Source organism: Geodermatophilus sp. SYSU D00705 (assembly GCF_054050135.1).
In genome coordinates this window covers 44357-60973 of record NZ_JBJGYT010000006.1, presented here as the reverse complement: position 1 = coordinate 60973, position 16617 = coordinate 44357, and the positions used below count along the sequence as shown (strand labels likewise).

Here is a 16617-nt window from a genome sequence, read left to right as displayed (position 1 = left end):
GGAGGCCGCTAGGGTCGCCCCCGTGCAGGTGCCGGACGGGCTGGTCGCGGTGGTGAAGCGGGACTGCCCGACCTGCGTGCTGGTCGAACCGGTGCTGCGGCGGCTGGGCGCCGCGGTGTGGTGCCAGGACGACCCGGACTGGTTCGACCACGACGACACCGCCCTCGAGGTGTCCTACCGGCTGGACGTCGAGACCGTCCCCACCCTGTTGCGGGTCGAGAACGGCGTGGAGACCGCCCGGGTGGTGGGCTGGAGCCGCGAGCAGTGGGAGGCGCTGACCGGCGTCGCCGGGCTGGGCGCGGACCTGCCCGAGCACCGGCCGGGCTGCGGGTCCCTGTCGGTGGACCCGGCCCGGGTCGACGCGCTGGAGGCGCGCTACGGGAGCACCGGGCTGACCAGCCGCCGGGTGGAGCTGGCCGACCTCGAGGACGAGCACGAGGCGTTGTTCGACCGCGGGTGGACCGACGGGCTGCCGGTGGTGCCGCCGACTCCCGAGCGGGTGCTGCGGATGCTGCGCGGTACGGCCCGCGACCCCGGTGAGGTGGTGGCCGTCGTCCCGCCGGACCTCGTGGAGTGCACCGTCGAGAAGGTCGCGGTCAACGCGGTGATGGCCGGCTGCCTGCCCGAGTACCTGCCGGTGGTCCTCGCGGCGCTGGAGGCGGCGTGCGCCGAGGAGTTCGCGCTGCACGGCGTGCTCGCCACCACCTACTTCGCGGGGCCGGTGGTCGTCGTCAACGGGCCGGTCGCCGCCCGGATCGGGATGAACAGCGGGGTCAACGCCCTCGGGCAGGGCAACCGTGCGAACGCCACGATCGGCCGGGCGCTGCAACTCGTGGTGCGCAACGTCGGGGGCGGCCGTCCCGGGGAGGTCGACCGGGCGACCCTGGGCAACCCGGGCAAGTTCACCTTCTGCTTCGCCGAGCGCGAGCACGACAGCCCGTTCCTCCCGCTGGCGGCCGAGCGCGGGGTGCCCGGCGACGCCGTGACCGTCTTCGCCGGATCGGGTGTGCAGCCCGTGGTCGACCAGCTCAGCCGGGACCCCGAGTCGCTGGCCCGCTCGTTCGCCGCGTGCCTGCGCGTCAACGCGCACCCCAAGCTGGCGATGGGTTTCGACGCGATGCTCGTCGTCTCCCCGGAACACGGGCGGGTCTTCCGTGAAGCCGGGTGGGACCGGCCGCGGCTGCTGGCCGAGCTGGACGGCCTCCTGCGGCTGCCGGCCGGCGAGCTGGTGCGGGGCGCCGGCGGCATGGCCGAGGGCCTGTCGTCCGGGGTCGCCGCCGACGACCTGCCGAAGTTCCGGCCGGGCGGGCTGCTCGTCGTCTCCGCGGGGGGCGACGCCGGCCTGTTCAGTGCGATCGTCGGTGGTTGGGTGGCCGGTGAGACGGGGAGCGTCCCGGTGACACAGGAGGTACGGGCATGACGACGGTCCTCGATCCCACCGGTGAACGCCGGGCGCCGGTCCGGGCGCCGCTGCCGCGCCCGCCCTCGCTGCGGGGCCGCACGGTGGGGCTGCTCGACATCAGCAAGGCCCGCGGGGACGTCGTCCTGGATCGGCTCGAGCAGTTGCTCGTGGACCAGGGCGCGACGGTGCGCCGCTACCGCAAGCCGACGTTCGCGCGGGTCGCCCCGGTCGACCTGCGGCACCAGATCACCGAGCAGTGCGAGGTGGTCATCGAGGCGCTGGCCGACTAGGGCTCGTGCACGTCGTGCAGTGTGCACGACATCGCCGACCTCGAGCGCCGGGGCGTGGTCGGGGTCTTCCTCGCCAGCCGGGCGTTCGAGGAGGCCGCGCGGCTGCAGGGCGTGGCGCTCGGCTTCGCGGCGCCGTACGTGCTGGTCCCGCACCCGGTCCAGGACCGCACGGACGCCGAGCTGCGCCGGGCCGCCGAGGACGCCTTCCCCGCCGTGCTGGCCGCGGTCACCACCACGGCGTAGCGCCCGTACCGACGGTTCCGGTGCGACCACTGCGCGCTCGGGCTGCGGGGCGCCGCGGCTCCGTGGTGGGGCCACGGGTCCTGCTCCCGGTGCTGGTGCTGGCCGCCGCCGTGGCCCAGGGCTTCGGGCGCTTCGGCTACGCGCTCCTGCTGCCCGCCGTCACCGCCGACCTCGTGCACTCCTACGTCGTGGCCGGACTGCTCGGGACGCTCAACCTCACCGCGTACCTCGCGGGGACCCTCGTGGTCAGCCTCACCGCCGGCCGCATGGCGCCGGCGACCTCGGTGCGCACCGGCCTGCTGTGCACCACGGCCGGGCTGGTGGTCCTCTCCCTCGCGCCGTCGGTGCCGGTCCTGGTGGCGGGCATGGTCCTGGCCGGCTTCGGCGGGGCGATGATCTGGGTGCCGGCCCCGGGCATCGCCGGATCCGCCGTGCGCGGGTCCCGCCGGGGCCTGGCCATCGGGCTGACCGGCAGCGGGGTGGGTCTGGGGGTGCTGGCGTGCAGCATCCTCACCGCCCTGGTGCACGCCGTCGGCGGCGCCGGCTCGTGGCGGCCCGTGTGGGGGATCCAGGCGGTGCTGGCGGCGCTCGTCGCGGTCGCGGCGCTGCGGTGGCTGCGTCCGCCGGTCGCCCCGGTCTCCGGTCCGGTCCGCATCTCGGCGTTGCGAGCCGTCCCGGGCTGGATCGGCGCGACCCTCTCCTACGGCGGGTACGGCCTGGCGATCTCGGTCTACATGACCTTCCTGGTCGCCGCGTACGAGGACGACGCCGGCTTCGGCACCGGCCACGCCGCTGCGGTCTTCGCGCTGACCGGTGTGTGCATCGCGTTCGGCGGGGTGGTGCTCGGCCGCTGGTCGGACAGCGTGGGACGGCGGGCGGCCATGACGTGGGCCTACGTGGGGATGACCGCGGCGATCCTGCTGGTCCCGGTCGGCGGCGAACCCTGGGCCGTCCTCTCCGCGCTCGTGTTCGGCCTGGCGATGTCCGGGGCCCCGGCCGTGCTGGCCGCCCACCTGGCCGACCGGCTCGACCCCCGGCGCTTCGCCGCCGCCTTCGGCGCGGTCACCCTCGTCTTCGGGGCGGCGCAGCTGGCGGGTCCGCAGCTCGGCGGGTGGATCGCCGACCGGACGGGCAGCTTCACGGCGGCGTTCCTGGTCGCCGCCGCGGCCGCCTTCGCTGCCGCCTGCGCGTCCGCCACGCTGCCCCGCCGGGGCGCCGCGCCCCCGGGCGCAGACGTCGCCCCGGGCGCAGACGTCGCCCCGGGCGCGGGGGGGCCGTCGCCGTCCGGCCGGGACGGCCCTCCCTGACCGGCGGCCCCGGACGACCGGGCTACAGGGGCAGCAGGAGCTGGTCGAGCGGCAGCCGGTCCCGGGCGGCCGACTCCCGGCTGGCGAACGGCTCGCCGAGCTGCACCTCGTCGTCACGCCGGCCGACAGCCAGCACCACCAGGGGCACGACGCCGTCCGGCGTGGCCAGGAGTGCAGCGACCCGGTCCCGGTCGAAGCCGCCGAGCTGGTGCACGGCCAGACCCTCGTGCTGGGCCTGCACCGACAGGTGCGCCACCGCCTGCCCGGTGTCGTAGACGGCCCACGGGCGGACCGCGCCGTCGGGGCCGGCCGTCTCGGCCGCGGCCACGATGAGCGCCGAGGCGGCGTGCGCCCAGGCCTGGTTGCCCGGTGCGAGCGCCTCCAGCAGGGCGGCGTACTCGGTGCTGCCGCGCCGGGCGACGGCGAACCGCCACGGCTGGGTGTTCGACGCGCTCGGCGCCCAGCGGGCGGCCTCGAGCAGCGCGGTGAGCTGGTCGACCGTGAGGTCGTGGCGGGGGTCGAGCGCGCGGGGGCTCCACCGCTCGGCGAGCAGCGGGTGCAGCGGCGCGGCGGTCGTCGCGGCCTTCGAGACGGGCGAGCTCGTCGCCGTCGTGGCGTCCATTCCGTGGGTCACGCCCGTCCTGAAGGCACTTGACCGTTCAACCATTCCGCGCCCGTGCGGTGACGCCGGGCACGCGCCCGCGCGAGCGCACCGGTCACGAACGACTCGGCGCCTCCGCCGGGAGCACCCGCACGCTGACCACCCCGCCGACGGTCCGGGCGAGCTCCGAGAGGGCCCGCTCCTCGACCTCAGGGGACGGGTCGGGCGTCCCCCGGGTGCGCTGGATCGTGGCCACGCCGTCGGCCACCGCGACCGCCCACGCGTCCACCGACCCGGTGTAGCCCTCCACGAGGTGCAGGAGGTCGTGCCGGATCTCCGCGTCCGGACGGACCAGGGTCCGCAGCAGGTCGCGCCGGCTGACGATGCCCACGAGGCGGTCGCCGTCCAGCACGGGCACGCTGCGCAGCCGCTCGTCGACGAACAGCCGGGCGACGTCGGCGATGTCCGCCGTGCCCTGGACCGTCCGGACCTCGCCGGTCATCACCCCGTGCACCAGCAGCGCCGGGGCCGCCGGCGCGTCGCCGTCGCGGCGCAGGTGCAGCCGGGGGTCCTGGGGCAGCCGGTCCCGGAGGACGTCGGCCTCGGCGACGATGCCGACCAGCCGGTCGGCGTCGTCGACGACGGGCAGGGCCGCGAAGCCGCGCTCGGCCATGACCTCCGCCGCGTACTTGGCGGAGGTCTCCGGTCCCACGGTGACGACGGAGCGGGTCATGACGTCCCTGGCCTGCACGGCGCCACGCTAGGCAGGCGGGGCTGCCCACCCCAGGGTCGCCCGGCGCAGCCGCGGGGGACCTCGGTCCCTGACCGCCACCGACCGGCCGGACCGGAGGCGGTCAGGGGACCGGGGTGGCGCCGGGGCGCACGCCGCTCGGCGGCCGCTCCTGCAGCAGCGCGCGCAGCGTCGCGAGGTCCTGCTCCCAGCGCCGGCGGAGCACCCGGCGGAGCACGGGGGCGAGCGGCCGCAGGGCACCGCGCGGCCGCAGCTCCGCCCGGAACCGGAGGGAGGACCCGCCCGCGTCGGGCACGACCTCGCCCTCGAACCGGACGTCGAGGCGGGCCGAGGTGCTGGTCGAGGTCCACGCCCGGGGTGGGTCGAAGCCGAGCACCTCCACGGTGCTGTCGCCGACGCCCGAGCGGAACCGCAGCCGGTAGCGGGACCCCGGTCCGACGGGCCCGGCGGTGAGCTGCTGGACCGCGACGACCTGCGGGTTCCACGCCGGCTCGGAGCACGGGTCGCTGCAGAGGGCGAACACCTCGGCGGGATCGCGGTCGACGTCGACCGCGGCCTCCACGACCCTGCGGCCGGCGCGGACGAGGGGCGCCGGCAGCGACGGCACCCGGGCGCCGGTGCGGGCCCGCTGCGTCAGGTCGGTCAGCGCTCGGGCGGTGCCGTCGGCGAGCACGTCGAGGTCGCCGAGGGCGCCGTCGGCGTCGACGGACACGGCCAGTGCGCCGGCGTGGGACAGCGCGGCGACCGCGATCGGGACCCCCGGGACCAGCGGCGCGATCGGCACCGCCTCCACCAGGCGGGCCCCGGCCAGCCACAGCGGCTCCGGCGGGCCGGTGACGTCGGTGATCGACAGCCGGATGCTGCGGCTGCCGAAGCGGCGTCCCCAGCGGACGACCGGCCGGGCCACCGCGGCCGGCAACCGGATGTCGACGACGCTGCCGGCGGCCGCGCGCAGCCGGGTCTTGCCGGCGGTGGTGCTGCGGCGGACCAGCGCCAGCCGTCGCAGCGGGTCCGGTTCACCGACCGGGAGGTCGACGAGCAGCAGGCCCACCACCTGCCCACCGGGGGCGCCGGTGGCGGCCGGGACGCTGGCGCGCACGACGGAACCGGGCAACCGCTCGCCGCGGCCGGCGAGCAGGTCGCGCAGGCCGCCGGCGACAGCGGTCAGGAGCAGGTCGTTGAGGGTGACCCCCAGGGCGTGCCCGGTGCGCTGCAGGTCCTCCAGCCGGTGCTGGTGGACCGCCAGCCGCCGGTCCGGGCCCACCCGGCGCGGCAGGGAGGTGGCCGGCACCGGGACCCCCAGCTCGGTCACGACGTCGCGGAGCTGCCGCAGTCCCTGCCGGCCGAGGGCCCGGCCGCGGGCCCGGTCGCGGGGCCCCCGCAGCTGCGCGGCGACCTGCTGGAGCCGGTCGCGCACCAGCTCCCGGTGCGTCGGCAGCGGCGGCACCGCTGGTGAGGCGGGCGCGGCCGGGGTGGCGTCGGGTACCGGGTCGAGCAGCTGCCCGGCCAGTGCCATGCCGGCGCGCCCGTCGGCGAGGACGTGGGAGAGGACGACGAGGACGGCGAACCGGGCGCCGTCCAGACCGTCGACGACCTCGGCCCGCCACAGCGGCCGGTCCCGCTCCAGCGGGTGGAGCACGCGGTTGGCGGCCCAGGTCCCGAGGTGCGCGCCCGGGGGCAGTGTCGCCTGCACGACGTGGCGCAGCGGGTCGAACGACGGGTCGGCGGCCCAGACCGGCCGGCCCTCACCGGGCCGGGTCCACACCACCCGCTTGCGCAGGGCCGGGACGCGGTGCGCGCGGGCCGCCAGCGCCGCGCGGATGCCGGGGGTGTCGAGGGCGCCGTCGGGCCGCCGGAACGGGGCGGCGTCGAAGATGCCGAGCAGGGCGATCTGCATCGGGGCCCGCCGGTCGTCGGCCCAGACGTTCAGCAGCTCGTCGGCGCGCAGCCGGGGGAGTGCCACCGGCCCACCGTGCGGCCGCCCGTGGTGCGCGGAACAGGGTCCGACGCCCACGGGGGACGGGGCGCTGGGCCCGCGCGTGGGGGACCGGCGCACGGGGGTCGGCCGAGACCGACGACCCGACGGACGGGACCTCCGTCCCTGGCCCGCAGGCCGGCATCGGCGATGTGGTGGAGGACCCCGCGCCCCGCTGCACGGGGCCTGCGAACCGGAGGGAGGGGCCGGTGACCGACCCGGCCGGGCCGCTGACCGAGGGGGAGCTGGCGGCGCTCGACGCGTGGTGGCGCGCGGCGAACTACCTCTCCGTGGGCCAGATCTACCTCATGGACAACCCGCTGCTGCGGGAGCCGCTGCGGCCGGAACACGTCAAACCCCGGCTGCTCGGCCACTGGGGCACGACCCCCGGCCTCAACTTCGTGTACGCCCACCTCAACCGGGCCATCGCCGCCCGCGACCTGGACACGGTGTACGTGATGGGCCCGGGTCACGGCGGCCCCGGACCGGTCGCGGCGGCCTGGCTGGAGGGCACCTACAGCGAGGTCTACCCGGAGGTCTCCTTGGACGCGGCCGGGATGAAGCGGCTGTTCACCCAGTTCAGCTTCCCGGGCGGGATCCCCAGCCACGTCGCCCCGGAGACCCCGGGCTCGATCCACGAGGGCGGCGAGCTCGGCTACGCCCTGATGCACGCCCACGGCGCCGCGTTCGACAACCCCGACCTCCTCGTGGCCGCGGTCGTGGGGGACGGGGAGGCGGAGACCGGGCCGCTGGCCACCAGCTGGCACGGCAACAAGTTCCTCGACCCGGCCCGCGACGGCGCCGTCCTCCCGATCCTGCACCTCAACGGCTACAAGATCGCCAATCCCACCGTGCTGGCCCGCATCGAGCCCGAGGAGCTCGAGGCCTTGTTCCGCGGCTACGGCTACACGCCGCACCTCGTCGAGGGCTCCGACCCGGCGCGCATGCACCAGGGGTTCGCCGCCGCCCTCGACGAGTGCCTGGACCAGATCGCCGCCATCCAGCGGCGGGCGCGGGCGGACGGCGACCTGACGCGGCCGCGCTGGCCGATGATCGTGCTGCGCTCCCCGAAGGGCTGGACCGGTCCCGCCGACGTCGACGGCCACCGCGTCGAGGGCACCTGGCGCGCCCACCAGGTGCCCTTCGCCAACGCCCGCGACGACGACGGCCACCGGGAGGTCCTCGAGGCGTGGATGCGCAGCTACCGACCGGAGGAGCTGTTCGACGAGACCGGCGCCCCCGTCGCCGCCGTCCGGGACCTGCACCCGCACGGGCAGCGCCGGATGAGCGCCAACCCGCACGCCAACGGCGGCGCGCTCCTGCAGCCGCTGCGGATGCCCGACTTCCGCGACTGCGCCGTCCCGGTGCCCGAGCCGGGCACGGGCGCGGTGGAGGCCACCCGCGTGCTCGGCACGTTCCTGCGGGAGGTGGTGCGGCGGAACCCCACCACCTTCCGGGTGTTCGCCCCCGACGAGAACAACTCCAACCGGCTCGGCGCGGTGCTGGAGGTGACCGACCGGGCCTGGATGGCGCGGCGGGAGCCCGACGACGACCACCTCGCGCCCGGCGGGCGGGTCATGGAGGTGCTGTCGGAACACCTCTGCCAGGGCTGGCTGGAGGGCTACCTCCTCACCGGCCGGCACGGGTTCTTCTCCTGCTACGAGGCGTTCATCCACGTCGTCGACTCGATGGTCAACCAGCACGCCAAGTGGCTGAAGACCACCAACGGCATCCCGTGGCGGCGGCCGATCGCGTCGCTGAACTACCTGCTCACCTCGCACGTGTGGCGACAGGACCACAACGGCTTCTCCCACCAGGACCCCGGCTTCATCGACCACGTGGTCAACAAGAAGGCCGACGTCATCCGGGTGTACCTGCCGCCGGACGCCAACACCCTGCTCTCGGTCGCCGACCACTGCCTGCGGACCCGCCAGTACGTCAACGTGATCGTCGCGGGCAAGCAGCCGGCGCTGCAGTACCTGGACGTGGACGCCGCGATAGCGCACTGCACCAAGGGCCTCGGCATCTGGGAGTGGGCCAGCACCGACGCGGGATCCGAGCCGGACGTCGTCATGGCGTGCGCGGGCGACGTCCCGACGATGGAGACCCTCGCCGCCGTCGACATCCTCCGCGCGGCCTTCCCCGACCTGCGGATCCGCGTGGTCAACGTCGTCGACCTGATGCGGCTGCAGGACGACCGCGCCCACCCGCACGGGCTCTCCGACGCCGAGTTCGACTCCTACTTCACCACCGACAAGCCGGTGATCTTCGCCTACCACGGCTATCCGTGGCTGATCCACCGGCTGACCTACCGCCGCCGCAACCACGACAACGTCCACGTGCGCGGCTACGTCGAGGAGGGGACCACCACCACGCCGTTCGACATGTGCGTCCTCAACGGGCTGGACCGCTTCGACCTGGCCATCGACGTCATCGACCGGGTGCCGCGGCTGCGGACACGGGCGGCCCACCTGCGGGACCGGCTGCGCACCACGCTCATCCGGCACCGCCAGTACGTGCGGGCCCACGGCGAGGACCTGCCCGAGATCCGCGACTGGCAGTGGGGCTCCGTCGCGGGCCCCACCGTCGTCGGCCGCGACGAGCCGCTGCACGAGCCGGCGTCCTCGTGAGGGTCCTGGTCGTCAACGCCGGCTCCAGCAGCCTGAAGCTGTCCCTCCTGGCCGACGACGGCGGCGTCGCGGGGAGCCGGACGGTGCAGCCGTGGGCGGGCGCCGGGCACCTGCAGCCGCTCCGGGCGTTCCTCGCCGACCACGGGGACGTCGACGCCGTCGGCCACCGGGTGGTGCACGGCGGCCCCCGGCACGGCGGCCCGGCCCTCGTCGACGACCTGCTGACCAGCCACCTGTGGTCGGTCAGCCACCTGGCCCCGCTGCACAACCCGCGTGCCCTCGCCGGCATCGAGGCGACGACCGGCCTGCTGCCCGGTGTGCCGCAGGTCGCCTGCTTCGACACCACCTTCCACGCGTCGCTGCCCCCGGCCGCGCGGACCTATGCCGTGCCGCGGGAGTGGAACAGCCGATGGGGGCTGCGCCGGTACGGCTTCCACGGGCTGTCCCACGCCTGGGCGGTCCGCCGCGGCTCGGAGCTGGCCGGCCGGTCCGCCGAGGACCTGCGCATCGTCTCCTGCCACCTCGGGGCCGGGGCCTCGCTGGCCGCCGTGCGGGCCGGCCGGTCGGTCGACACGACCATGGGGTTCACCCCGCTGGCCGGTCTGGTCATGAACACCCGCCCCGGCACGCTCGACCCGGGACTGCTGCTGTGGCTCCTCCAGCACGGGGGCGTCCCCGTAGCGGAACTGGCCGACGTGCTGGAGCACCACGCCGGGCTCCGGGGGCTGTCGGGGACGTCGGGGGACCTGCGCGAGGTCCTCGCCGGACGCGCGGACGGCGATCCGGACTGCACCCTCGCCTTCGACGTGTACGTGCACCGGCTGTCCCGCGAGATCGCGGCGATGACCGCCGCCACCGGAGGGCTCGACCTGCTGGTCGTGACCGGGGGAGTGGGGGAGCACGCCCCACCGGTCCGCGCCGCGGTCGGGGCGGCCCTGGGCCACCTCGGGCTCGGCGTCGACGAGGAACGGAACCGCGCGACCACCGGCGACGGTGAGATCACCGCGCCGGGTGCGGCCGCACGGACCGTCGTCGTCACCGCGCGCGAGGACCTGGAGATCCGCCGTCAGGTCCTGGCGGTCCTGGAGGACGGGCGCACGGTGGTCGGTCCCGTGGGATGACGGCCCGGCGTGGTGGTCCCCGTCGTCGGCGTCCCGTCGGCTCGGCGAGGCGGCCCGGAGGCGTCGGGGACGTCGGCGGGACGACGCCCGCGCCCTGGCCCTCCGCGGGTCCGTCCGGGCCTCGTCGGCCAGTTGGCGGGCCGCGACGATCCAGGCCGGCTCGGCGGGGTGCTGCGGCTCCGGCTCCATCAGGCGATCCGCAGGTTGGTCGCGTCGGCGGCGTCGCGCAGCCGGCCGCGCAGCGCCCGGGTGACCAGTGCGCACAGGCCGCGGGCGAGCACCCCGGCGACGACCGCGGTGACGAGGACGAACCCGACCGGGGCGCTGGGCCGGAACCCGGAGTCGAGCAGGGCGTACCCCAGGCCGCCGACGAGGGTGCCCGCGACCAGCGGCGTGACGGTGGTGGCGGTCAGCCGGCGCAGCTGGACATGCTCGAGCACCGCCGGCTCCGCGCCCAGGGCGGCGACCGAGGCCAGCGACCGGGCGTTGGTCACCAGGTCGTCGGCGGCCGCGAGCGCCATCGCCGCGGTCGCCGCCAGCACCGCCAGCGCGGCCGCCGAGGCGGCCAGCAGCAGGCCGCTCGCGGCCAGCGGGTCGAAGGTGGCGGTGAGCCGGGCGAAGACGCCGGCCAGGGCGGCCGTGACGCCGAGGGCGACCCCGGAGGCGGTGACCGCTCCCGCCGCCCGGCCGGCGGGCCCCGCGAGGGCCCGCAGCCCACCGGCGGCGAGCACGTCGACCGGCCGCCGGCTGCGGACCAGCCGGCGGTGCCGCCACTCCACCCACGCCGAGCCGGCCAGCAGCACCGTGCCGAGCAGCGCGACCACGGCGGCGCAGACGACGACCACCTGGGCCTGTCGCCCCAGCCCGGTCGGCTGGACCGCCGCGAACAGCGCCGCGACGGCGAGGCCGACCGCGGCCAGCCGGACCGCCGTGCGGGGGCGACGGCGCGGCCGGCGCGCCGCCGCCCGCGCCCCGGCGGCCGCACCGACACCGGCGGCCAGGACGGCGACGAGCAGCCACGCCGCCAGGTCGGCCGCGCCCAGCGGCGGGAGCAGCCGCACCGGCCCTGCGGACGCGCCGAACACCAGCCACAGCACCAGGTACACGGGACCGGTCAGCGCGCCGCCGAGCAGCGCGGCGGCGCCGGCGTCCACCGCGGCGACCAGGCGCAGCTCACCCGGCGCGGCCCCGGCGACCGCCAGCGCCCGGTGGACGGCGGCCCGCCGGGCGCTGCCCGTGGTGACCGCCTGCCAGGTGAGCACCAGGGCGGGCAGGAGCAGGAGCACGAAGCCGGTGACCACACCCGGCCGCAGCCCCGCCTCGTGGACCAGCGGGGAGTACGTCGGGTCGATCGACGCGGTGCCGACGTCCTGCACGGCGACCGTGGGCACCCGCAGGACGGCCAGGGCGGCGATCAGCAACCCGCCGGCGACAGCGGTACCGGCCGCCACGAGGCGGGTCCGGGTGCTGCCCGCCGCGGAACCAGGGGCAGCGAGGAGCCAGGCGGTGGGGAGCCTCACGACAGCGTCACCTCGTGCGCCACGGCGCCGTCGAGCAGGCGCAGCTCCCGGTCGGCCCGGGCGGCGACCGCGTTGTCGTGGGTGACCAGGACGACCGCGCCGCCGGCGGCCGTCGTCGTGCCGATCAGCAGGTCCAGCAGCCCGCGGCCGGCGGCGACGTCCAGGCTCGCGGTGGGCTCGTCGGCCAGCACCAGTGCCGGGCCGGGGAGCAGTGCGCGGGCGATCGCCGCGCGCTGGGCCTGCCCACCGGAGAGCGCGTCGGGCAGGGTGCGCGGGTCCACGTCGAGGCCGACGCGTTCCAGCCAGCCGGCCGCGGCCGCCCGGGCCTGCCGCGGCTCGTGCCCCTCCAGCAGGAGCGGCAGGGCGACGTTGTCCAGCAGCGGCAGGTCGGGCACCAGCTGCCCGAACTGCAGCACCAGGCCGATCGACCGCCGGCGCAGCCGCGCGCGGCCCGCCTCGTCCAGGTCGGCCAGCTCGGTGTCGCCGACCGCCACCCGCCCGGTCTGCACCCGGAGCACGCCGGCGGCCAGCAGGAGCAGCGTCGACTTGCCCGAGCCGCTCGGGCCCGTGACCGCGAGGACCTCCCCTGCGGCCACCGTCAGCGACACGTCGCGCAGGGCCTGGGTCGTCCCGTAGGAGTGGCTGACGCCGGTCAGGTGCACCGCGGCGGCGGGTGTCGGGCTCATGGTGTCGTCCTCTCGAGGTCGGGGTCGGCCGGCCGGTCACCGGCGGGCGGGGGCAGGAGCTCGGTGGCCAGTTCCAGCCAGCGCAGGTCGGCGTCCAGATGGGCGATCAGGTGTTGACGGACCAGCCGCTCGGCGGGGCCGGTGCCGGCCGGGGTGCGCTGCAGCTCGCGGATCCGGCGCAGGTGCGCCGCTCGCTGGCGGGCCACGAGATCGCGCACGCCGAGACCGGTGTGCAGGGCCGCGACCGTCTTGCGGACGATCTCCTCGGTGCCGGAGCCGGTGGGTGCCGCGGGCTCGGCCAGCCACGCCCGCAGCCGCCGCTCGCCCTCCTCGGTCAGCGCGTAGACCGTCCGCTCGGGGCCGCCCTCCACCCGCGTCTCGACCACCTCGGCCAGGCCGTCGCGCTGCAGCCGGCCGAGGGTCGCGTACACCTGGCCGAACGGCAGCGGACGGCTGTCGGGGAACCAGGCGTCGTGCTCCTGCTTGAGGTCGTAGCCGTGGCGCGGTCCACCGGTCAGCAGCGCGAGGTGCAGCTCGGGAAGGGACACGGTGACTGTCTACACCACGAGTAGACACCGAGTGAATAGCTGTCGACGCGGAGGCCGCGCCGAGCAGCGAGGGGCGAGCGTCGCGTCAGCCGCCCCGGACGGGGATCAGCGGCGCGGGAGGCCGACCGGGATGCCCTCCCCGCGGTGCGCCGGCCCCGGCGAGTGCCGGTGCACGTCGGCGCGGTGCTGGACCGTCCGCCACTGGCCCACTGCCCACGCCCGGAGCAGCAGGCCGTCCTCGGACAGCGCGACCAGCGCCCCGCCGTCAGTGGTCATCAGCTCGGCCTCCACGGTCTCGTCCGCGCCGCCTGCGATCTGCACCGTCCACACCGGCATCCCGCACTCCTCGGGGAAGAGGCACCCCCTGTGGCGCCCGATGGGGAAATCAATCCGGGTCGGCGAGCACACGTCAACCAGACGTGGGCGCGTCATCGCCGTCCGTAATCGGAACGACGTAGGTCGGAACCCGCCGGGTGCTCCCGCGCCGTCCCGCCCGGGCGGCGGCGTGGCCCGCCGGACCCGCAGGCCGGGCTGGTTACCCTGGCCCGGACATGGGGATGGCCGCGCGACGCCGGATGAGCGTCCTCGTCGCGCTGCTGCTGGTCGCGATCACGGCCGGGCTGACCGTCCTGACCTGGGAGGTCACCGAGCACAGCGAGCAGCGGCTGCTGGACCGCCAGCTGGACCAGGTCGGCACGCTGCTGACCACCCAGGCGGCGGTGCTCCGGGTGCAACTGGCCGACATCGCCCAGGTCGCGGTCAACACCGAGGCCGACCCCGACGTCTTCGCCCGCTGGGCCGCCGGCGAGCTGACGCGGACGGGGCAGTCGCTGTCTCTGTGGCGGACCACGGACTCCACCGCCGAGCAGGTGGCCGTCCAGGGCGTCGAGCCGCTGCTGCCCGACGGCGGGCCCGACGTCCTGAGCGAGCTGGAGCCGACCGGGGACCTGGTCATCCTGGGCATCGTGTCCGGCTCCCCGGATCGGCTGGCCTACGCGCTGATGCCGGCGCAGGACAACACCGACCTGGTCATCTACGCCGAGTCGCCGCTGGCGCCCGACCGCCGGATGCAGGTGACCCCGGACTCGCCGGTCGAGGGCCTGGACCTCGCCCTGTACCTCGGGTCGGGGACGGAGCCGGAGCAGCTGCTGCAGTCCACGGCGCCCCTGCCCATCCGCGGGGACACCCAGACGACGTCGGTGCCGTTCGGCAGTGCGGAGGTCACGATCGTCGGTGCGTCGCCGACCCCGCTCACCGGGGCACTCGCCTCGGCGCTGCCGTGGATCGTCCTCGACGCCGGTCTGGCGCTGGCCGCCACCGGTGCGGCGACCCTCGAGTACGTGTCGCGGCGGCGCGCGGTCGCCGAGGGGCTGGCCGCGGAGAACGAGCGGCTGTACCGGGAGCAGCGGGGCATCGCCGGCACGCTGCAGAACGCCCTGCTGCCGACCGTGCCCGCCGTCGCGGGGGTGGAGGTGGCCGCGCGCTACGTCGCCGGCGTCGACGCCCTCGAGGTCGGCGGTGACTGGTTCGACGTCATCACCCGCGGTCCCGGCTGCGTGGTCTTCGTCGTCGGGGACGTCTCCGGCCGCGGCCTGCCCGCGGCCACGACGATGGCCGCGCTGCGGTTCGCGGTGCGCGCCTACCTCGCCGAGGGCCACGACATCGCCGCCGTCCTCACCCGCCTGCGCGGGCTGCTCGACGTCGACGTCGACCACCAGTTCGCCACCGTGCTGCTCGGCGAGCTCGACGCCCGGGCCGGCCGGGTGCGGCTGGTCTCGGCCGGACACTTCGCGCCGGTGCTCGTCAGCGGCGGCCGGGCGCGGCTGCTGGACTGCCCGCTGACCCCGCCGATCGGCGTCGGGACCGCCGCGGGGCCCGAGCCGTCGACGGTGACGGTGTCCGGGCCGGCGACGCTGCTGGCGTTCACCGACGGGCTCGTCGAACGCTCCGGCGAGGTCATCGACACCGGGCTGGAGCGGCTGGTCGCCGCCGCGGCCGAGGCCGACTCCCGGCCGCTGACCGGAACCGTGGACGATGTGCTGGCCACCCTCACCGCCGGGGGTGGGAAGGACGACACCGTTCTGCTGGGGATGCGATGGACGAGGTAGTGGCGACCCCGCGGGCGCGGCTCCGCGTCGCACCCGACCCCGGATCCGGTGGCCTGGTCGCGACCCTGGGCGGCGAGCTGGACGTGGCCGGCGTCGCCGACGTCGCCGCGCCGCTGGAGGAGCTGCTGGCCCGCGAGGTGCAGCCGCTGCTGGTCGACCTGGCCGACCTGCGGTTCCTCGACTCCTCCGGCGTGGCGGTGCTCATCCGGCTGGCCAACCGCTTCTCGCCCGTGCGGACCCGCGCGGCCGCGCCGCCGGTCCGCCGCGTCATCGAGGTGCTCGGCCTGGCCGACCGGCTCGGCCTGGACGGAGCCTGACATGACCAGCCGGACCTTCACGGCGTGGCCGGACTCGGTGCCGGCCGCCCGCGGCTACGTCACCGACCTGCTGGCCTCCGTCCCGCCCGCGCTGTGCCAGACCGCGGCGCTGCTGGTCTCCGAGCTGGCCACCAACGCCATCCGCCACGCCGGGGTGCGCCAGTTCGTCGTGGACGTGCGCTACCTGCCCGCCGAGGGCCGGTTGTGGATCGGCGTCACCGACGACGGCCCCGGGCAGCCGCTGCTGCGCAACCCGGCGGTCACCACCGAGCACGGTCGCGGGCTGCGGCTGGTCGCCACCCTCGCCGACCGCTGGGGCGCGCGCCGCCGCCGCGGCAGCGCGGACAAGACGGTCTGGTTCGAGCTCGCCGTCCCCGTCACGTAGCCGCCGGGAGCGGCGTCACCACGCCCGTGCGCGGGTGTCGGACTCCGCCCGGACCCGTTGCAGGCGCTGCTCGGTCCGGCGGACGGCGGCGCGGACGGCCGGCGCGCGCAGCGGGTGGGCGCGGCCGTTGGGACTGTCGGGACCGTGCCGGCGCAGCATGTCGGCGAGCCGGTCGTCGACCCGCATGGGCCGGCCGTCGGGGCCGGTGGTCTGGTCGGCGTAGGTCAGCGCGTCGGCCAGCGGGCCGCAGCCGTGGACGTCGGCGTCGAACTCCCGCATGAGCTCCCCCAGACCCCAGCTCTCGGCCACGAACCGCGCGCCGGAGTGGTGGGCCACCAGCCCCACGACGACCGCCGGCCAGTCGTGGTCGCGCAGGTACAGGGCGCCGTCCAGGGCGTGGAAGCCGGTGCGCCGGACACTCGGGGCGTAGCCGATGTCGTGGACCCAGGCGGCGGCGACCAGCAGGGGCCGGTCGGCCGGCGCGACCACCGCCGACACGGACCTCGCGCGACGCGCCACGGCCCGGGCGTGCTGCCAGCGCAGCCCCGAGAGGCACAGCAGGCGGGTGGCCAGCCAGCGGGCCTCGTCGACGATCAGCGGGTACGAGACGAGCTCGTCGGTCGCCCGGCGCGTCCTCTCCGCCGTCCCGGGACGGTCCTGTTGCGGTGGCACGCGCTTCTCTCCCCGGTCCGGCGGGTGTCGGACACCGAGGACACCCGGCCGCCGACGGCGG

The 16617-nt window shown here is 76.5% G+C and carries 15 protein-coding genes and 1 pseudogene; 8 read left to right on the top strand and 8 right to left on the bottom strand.

From position 1 onward, the window contains the following. The first annotated feature begins 22 nt into the window (after positions 1 to 22). The 3 genes and pseudogenes from ACI78Q_RS06840 to ACI78Q_RS06830 all read left to right on the top strand — a co-directional run bounded on the left by ACI78Q_RS06840 (position 23) and on the right by ACI78Q_RS06830 (position 3242). Complete coding sequence (locus ACI78Q_RS06840) at positions 23 to 1420, top strand: thioredoxin family protein (RefSeq protein ID WP_456922572.1); 1398 nt, start codon at positions 23 to 25, stop codon at positions 1418 to 1420. Continuing rightward, positions 1417 to 1935 (top strand): annotated as a pseudogene (locus ACI78Q_RS06835) (UGSC family (seleno)protein). The gene ACI78Q_RS06840 and the pseudogene ACI78Q_RS06835 overlap by 4 nt, the downstream one beginning before the upstream one ends. Before the next feature lie 65 nt (positions 1936 to 2000). Further along, complete coding sequence (locus ACI78Q_RS06830; protein ID WP_456922571.1) at positions 2001 to 3242, top strand: YbfB/YjiJ family MFS transporter; 1242 nt, start codon at positions 2001 to 2003, stop codon at positions 3240 to 3242. 22 nt (positions 3243 to 3264) lie between these two features. Here ACI78Q_RS06830 and ACI78Q_RS06825 read toward each other — a convergent pair whose 3' ends face one another. From ACI78Q_RS06825 to ACI78Q_RS06815, 3 genes are all read right to left on the bottom strand, one after another. Beyond that, on the bottom strand, positions 3265 to 3876 hold the full coding sequence (locus tag ACI78Q_RS06825; RefSeq protein ID WP_456922570.1) for a nitroreductase family protein: 612 nt from the start codon (positions 3874 to 3876) through the stop codon (positions 3265 to 3267). 82 nt (positions 3877 to 3958) lie between these two features. Beyond that, positions 3959 to 4594 carry a CBS domain-containing protein gene (locus ACI78Q_RS06820; RefSeq protein WP_456922569.1) on the bottom strand — a complete coding sequence of 212 codons (636 nt, stop codon included), beginning with the start codon at positions 4592 to 4594 and terminating at the stop codon, positions 3959 to 3961. A 103-nt stretch (positions 4595 to 4697) separates the two neighbouring features. Then, positions 4698 to 6557: a wax ester/triacylglycerol synthase domain-containing protein gene (locus ACI78Q_RS06815; protein ID WP_456922568.1), complete on the bottom strand. Its 1860-nt coding sequence runs from the start codon at positions 6555 to 6557 to the stop codon at positions 4698 to 4700. 221 nt (positions 6558 to 6778) lie between these two features. On the opposite strand from ACI78Q_RS06815, the gene ACI78Q_RS06810 reads away from it, so the two are divergent. Both ACI78Q_RS06810 and ACI78Q_RS06805 read left to right on the top strand, forming a co-directional pair. Then, the gene (locus ACI78Q_RS06810) at positions 6779 to 9199 is read left to right on the top strand and encodes a phosphoketolase family protein (protein WP_456922567.1); all 2421 of its coding nucleotides are present in this window, start codon (positions 6779 to 6781) and stop codon (positions 9197 to 9199) included. Further along, positions 9196 to 10320, top strand: coding sequence for an acetate/propionate family kinase (locus tag ACI78Q_RS06805; protein WP_456922566.1), 1125 nt, complete (start codon positions 9196 to 9198; stop codon positions 10318 to 10320). Before ACI78Q_RS06810 ends, ACI78Q_RS06805 begins: the two co-directional genes overlap by 4 nt. A gap of 188 nt (positions 10321 to 10508) precedes the next feature. On the opposite strand, the gene ACI78Q_RS06800 is transcribed toward ACI78Q_RS06805, so the two are convergent. From ACI78Q_RS06800 to ACI78Q_RS06785, 4 genes are all read right to left on the bottom strand, one after another. Next, a complete protein-coding gene (locus ACI78Q_RS06800) occupies positions 10509 to 11840 on the bottom strand; it encodes a hypothetical protein (RefSeq protein ID WP_456922565.1) in 1332 nt (443 codons plus the stop codon). Then, on the bottom strand, positions 11837 to 12526 hold the full coding sequence (locus ACI78Q_RS06795; RefSeq protein ID WP_456922564.1) for an ABC transporter ATP-binding protein: 690 nt from the start codon (positions 12524 to 12526) through the stop codon (positions 11837 to 11839). Before ACI78Q_RS06795 ends, ACI78Q_RS06800 begins: the two co-directional genes overlap by 4 nt. Beyond that, positions 12523 to 13074 carry a PadR family transcriptional regulator gene (locus ACI78Q_RS06790; protein ID WP_456922563.1) on the bottom strand — a complete coding sequence of 184 codons (552 nt, stop codon included), beginning with the start codon at positions 13072 to 13074 and terminating at the stop codon, positions 12523 to 12525. Before ACI78Q_RS06790 ends, ACI78Q_RS06795 begins: the two co-directional genes overlap by 4 nt. Positions 13075 to 13179: 105 nt before the next feature. Continuing rightward, on the bottom strand, positions 13180 to 13410 hold the full coding sequence (locus ACI78Q_RS06785) for a hypothetical protein (protein ID WP_456922562.1): 231 nt from the start codon (positions 13408 to 13410) through the stop codon (positions 13180 to 13182). 215 nt (positions 13411 to 13625) lie between these two features. Between ACI78Q_RS06785 and ACI78Q_RS06780 the strand changes: the two genes are divergently transcribed. Genes ACI78Q_RS06780 through ACI78Q_RS06770 form a run of 3 tightly spaced genes read left to right on the top strand, consistent with a single transcriptional unit; the run spans position 13626 to position 15884 of the window. Beyond that, positions 13626 to 15182 (top strand): PP2C family protein-serine/threonine phosphatase, encoded by a 1557-nt coding sequence (locus ACI78Q_RS06780; RefSeq protein ID WP_456922561.1) that lies wholly within the window; start codon positions 13626 to 13628, stop codon positions 15180 to 15182. Then, positions 15170 to 15499: an STAS domain-containing protein gene (locus ACI78Q_RS06775; protein ID WP_456922560.1), complete on the top strand. Its 330-nt coding sequence runs from the start codon at positions 15170 to 15172 to the stop codon at positions 15497 to 15499. The genes ACI78Q_RS06780 and ACI78Q_RS06775 overlap by 13 nt, the downstream gene beginning before the upstream one ends. Before the next feature lies 1 nt (position 15500). After that, complete coding sequence (locus ACI78Q_RS06770) at positions 15501 to 15884, top strand: ATP-binding protein (protein ID WP_456922559.1); 384 nt, start codon at positions 15501 to 15503, stop codon at positions 15882 to 15884. A gap of 15 nt (positions 15885 to 15899) precedes the next feature. Here ACI78Q_RS06770 and ACI78Q_RS06765 read toward each other — a convergent pair whose 3' ends face one another. After that, entirely contained in the window at positions 15900 to 16556 is a 657-nt protein-coding gene (locus tag ACI78Q_RS06765; protein ID WP_456922558.1) for an HD domain-containing protein, read from the bottom strand. Between the last annotated feature and the right edge of the window lie 61 nt (positions 16557 to 16617).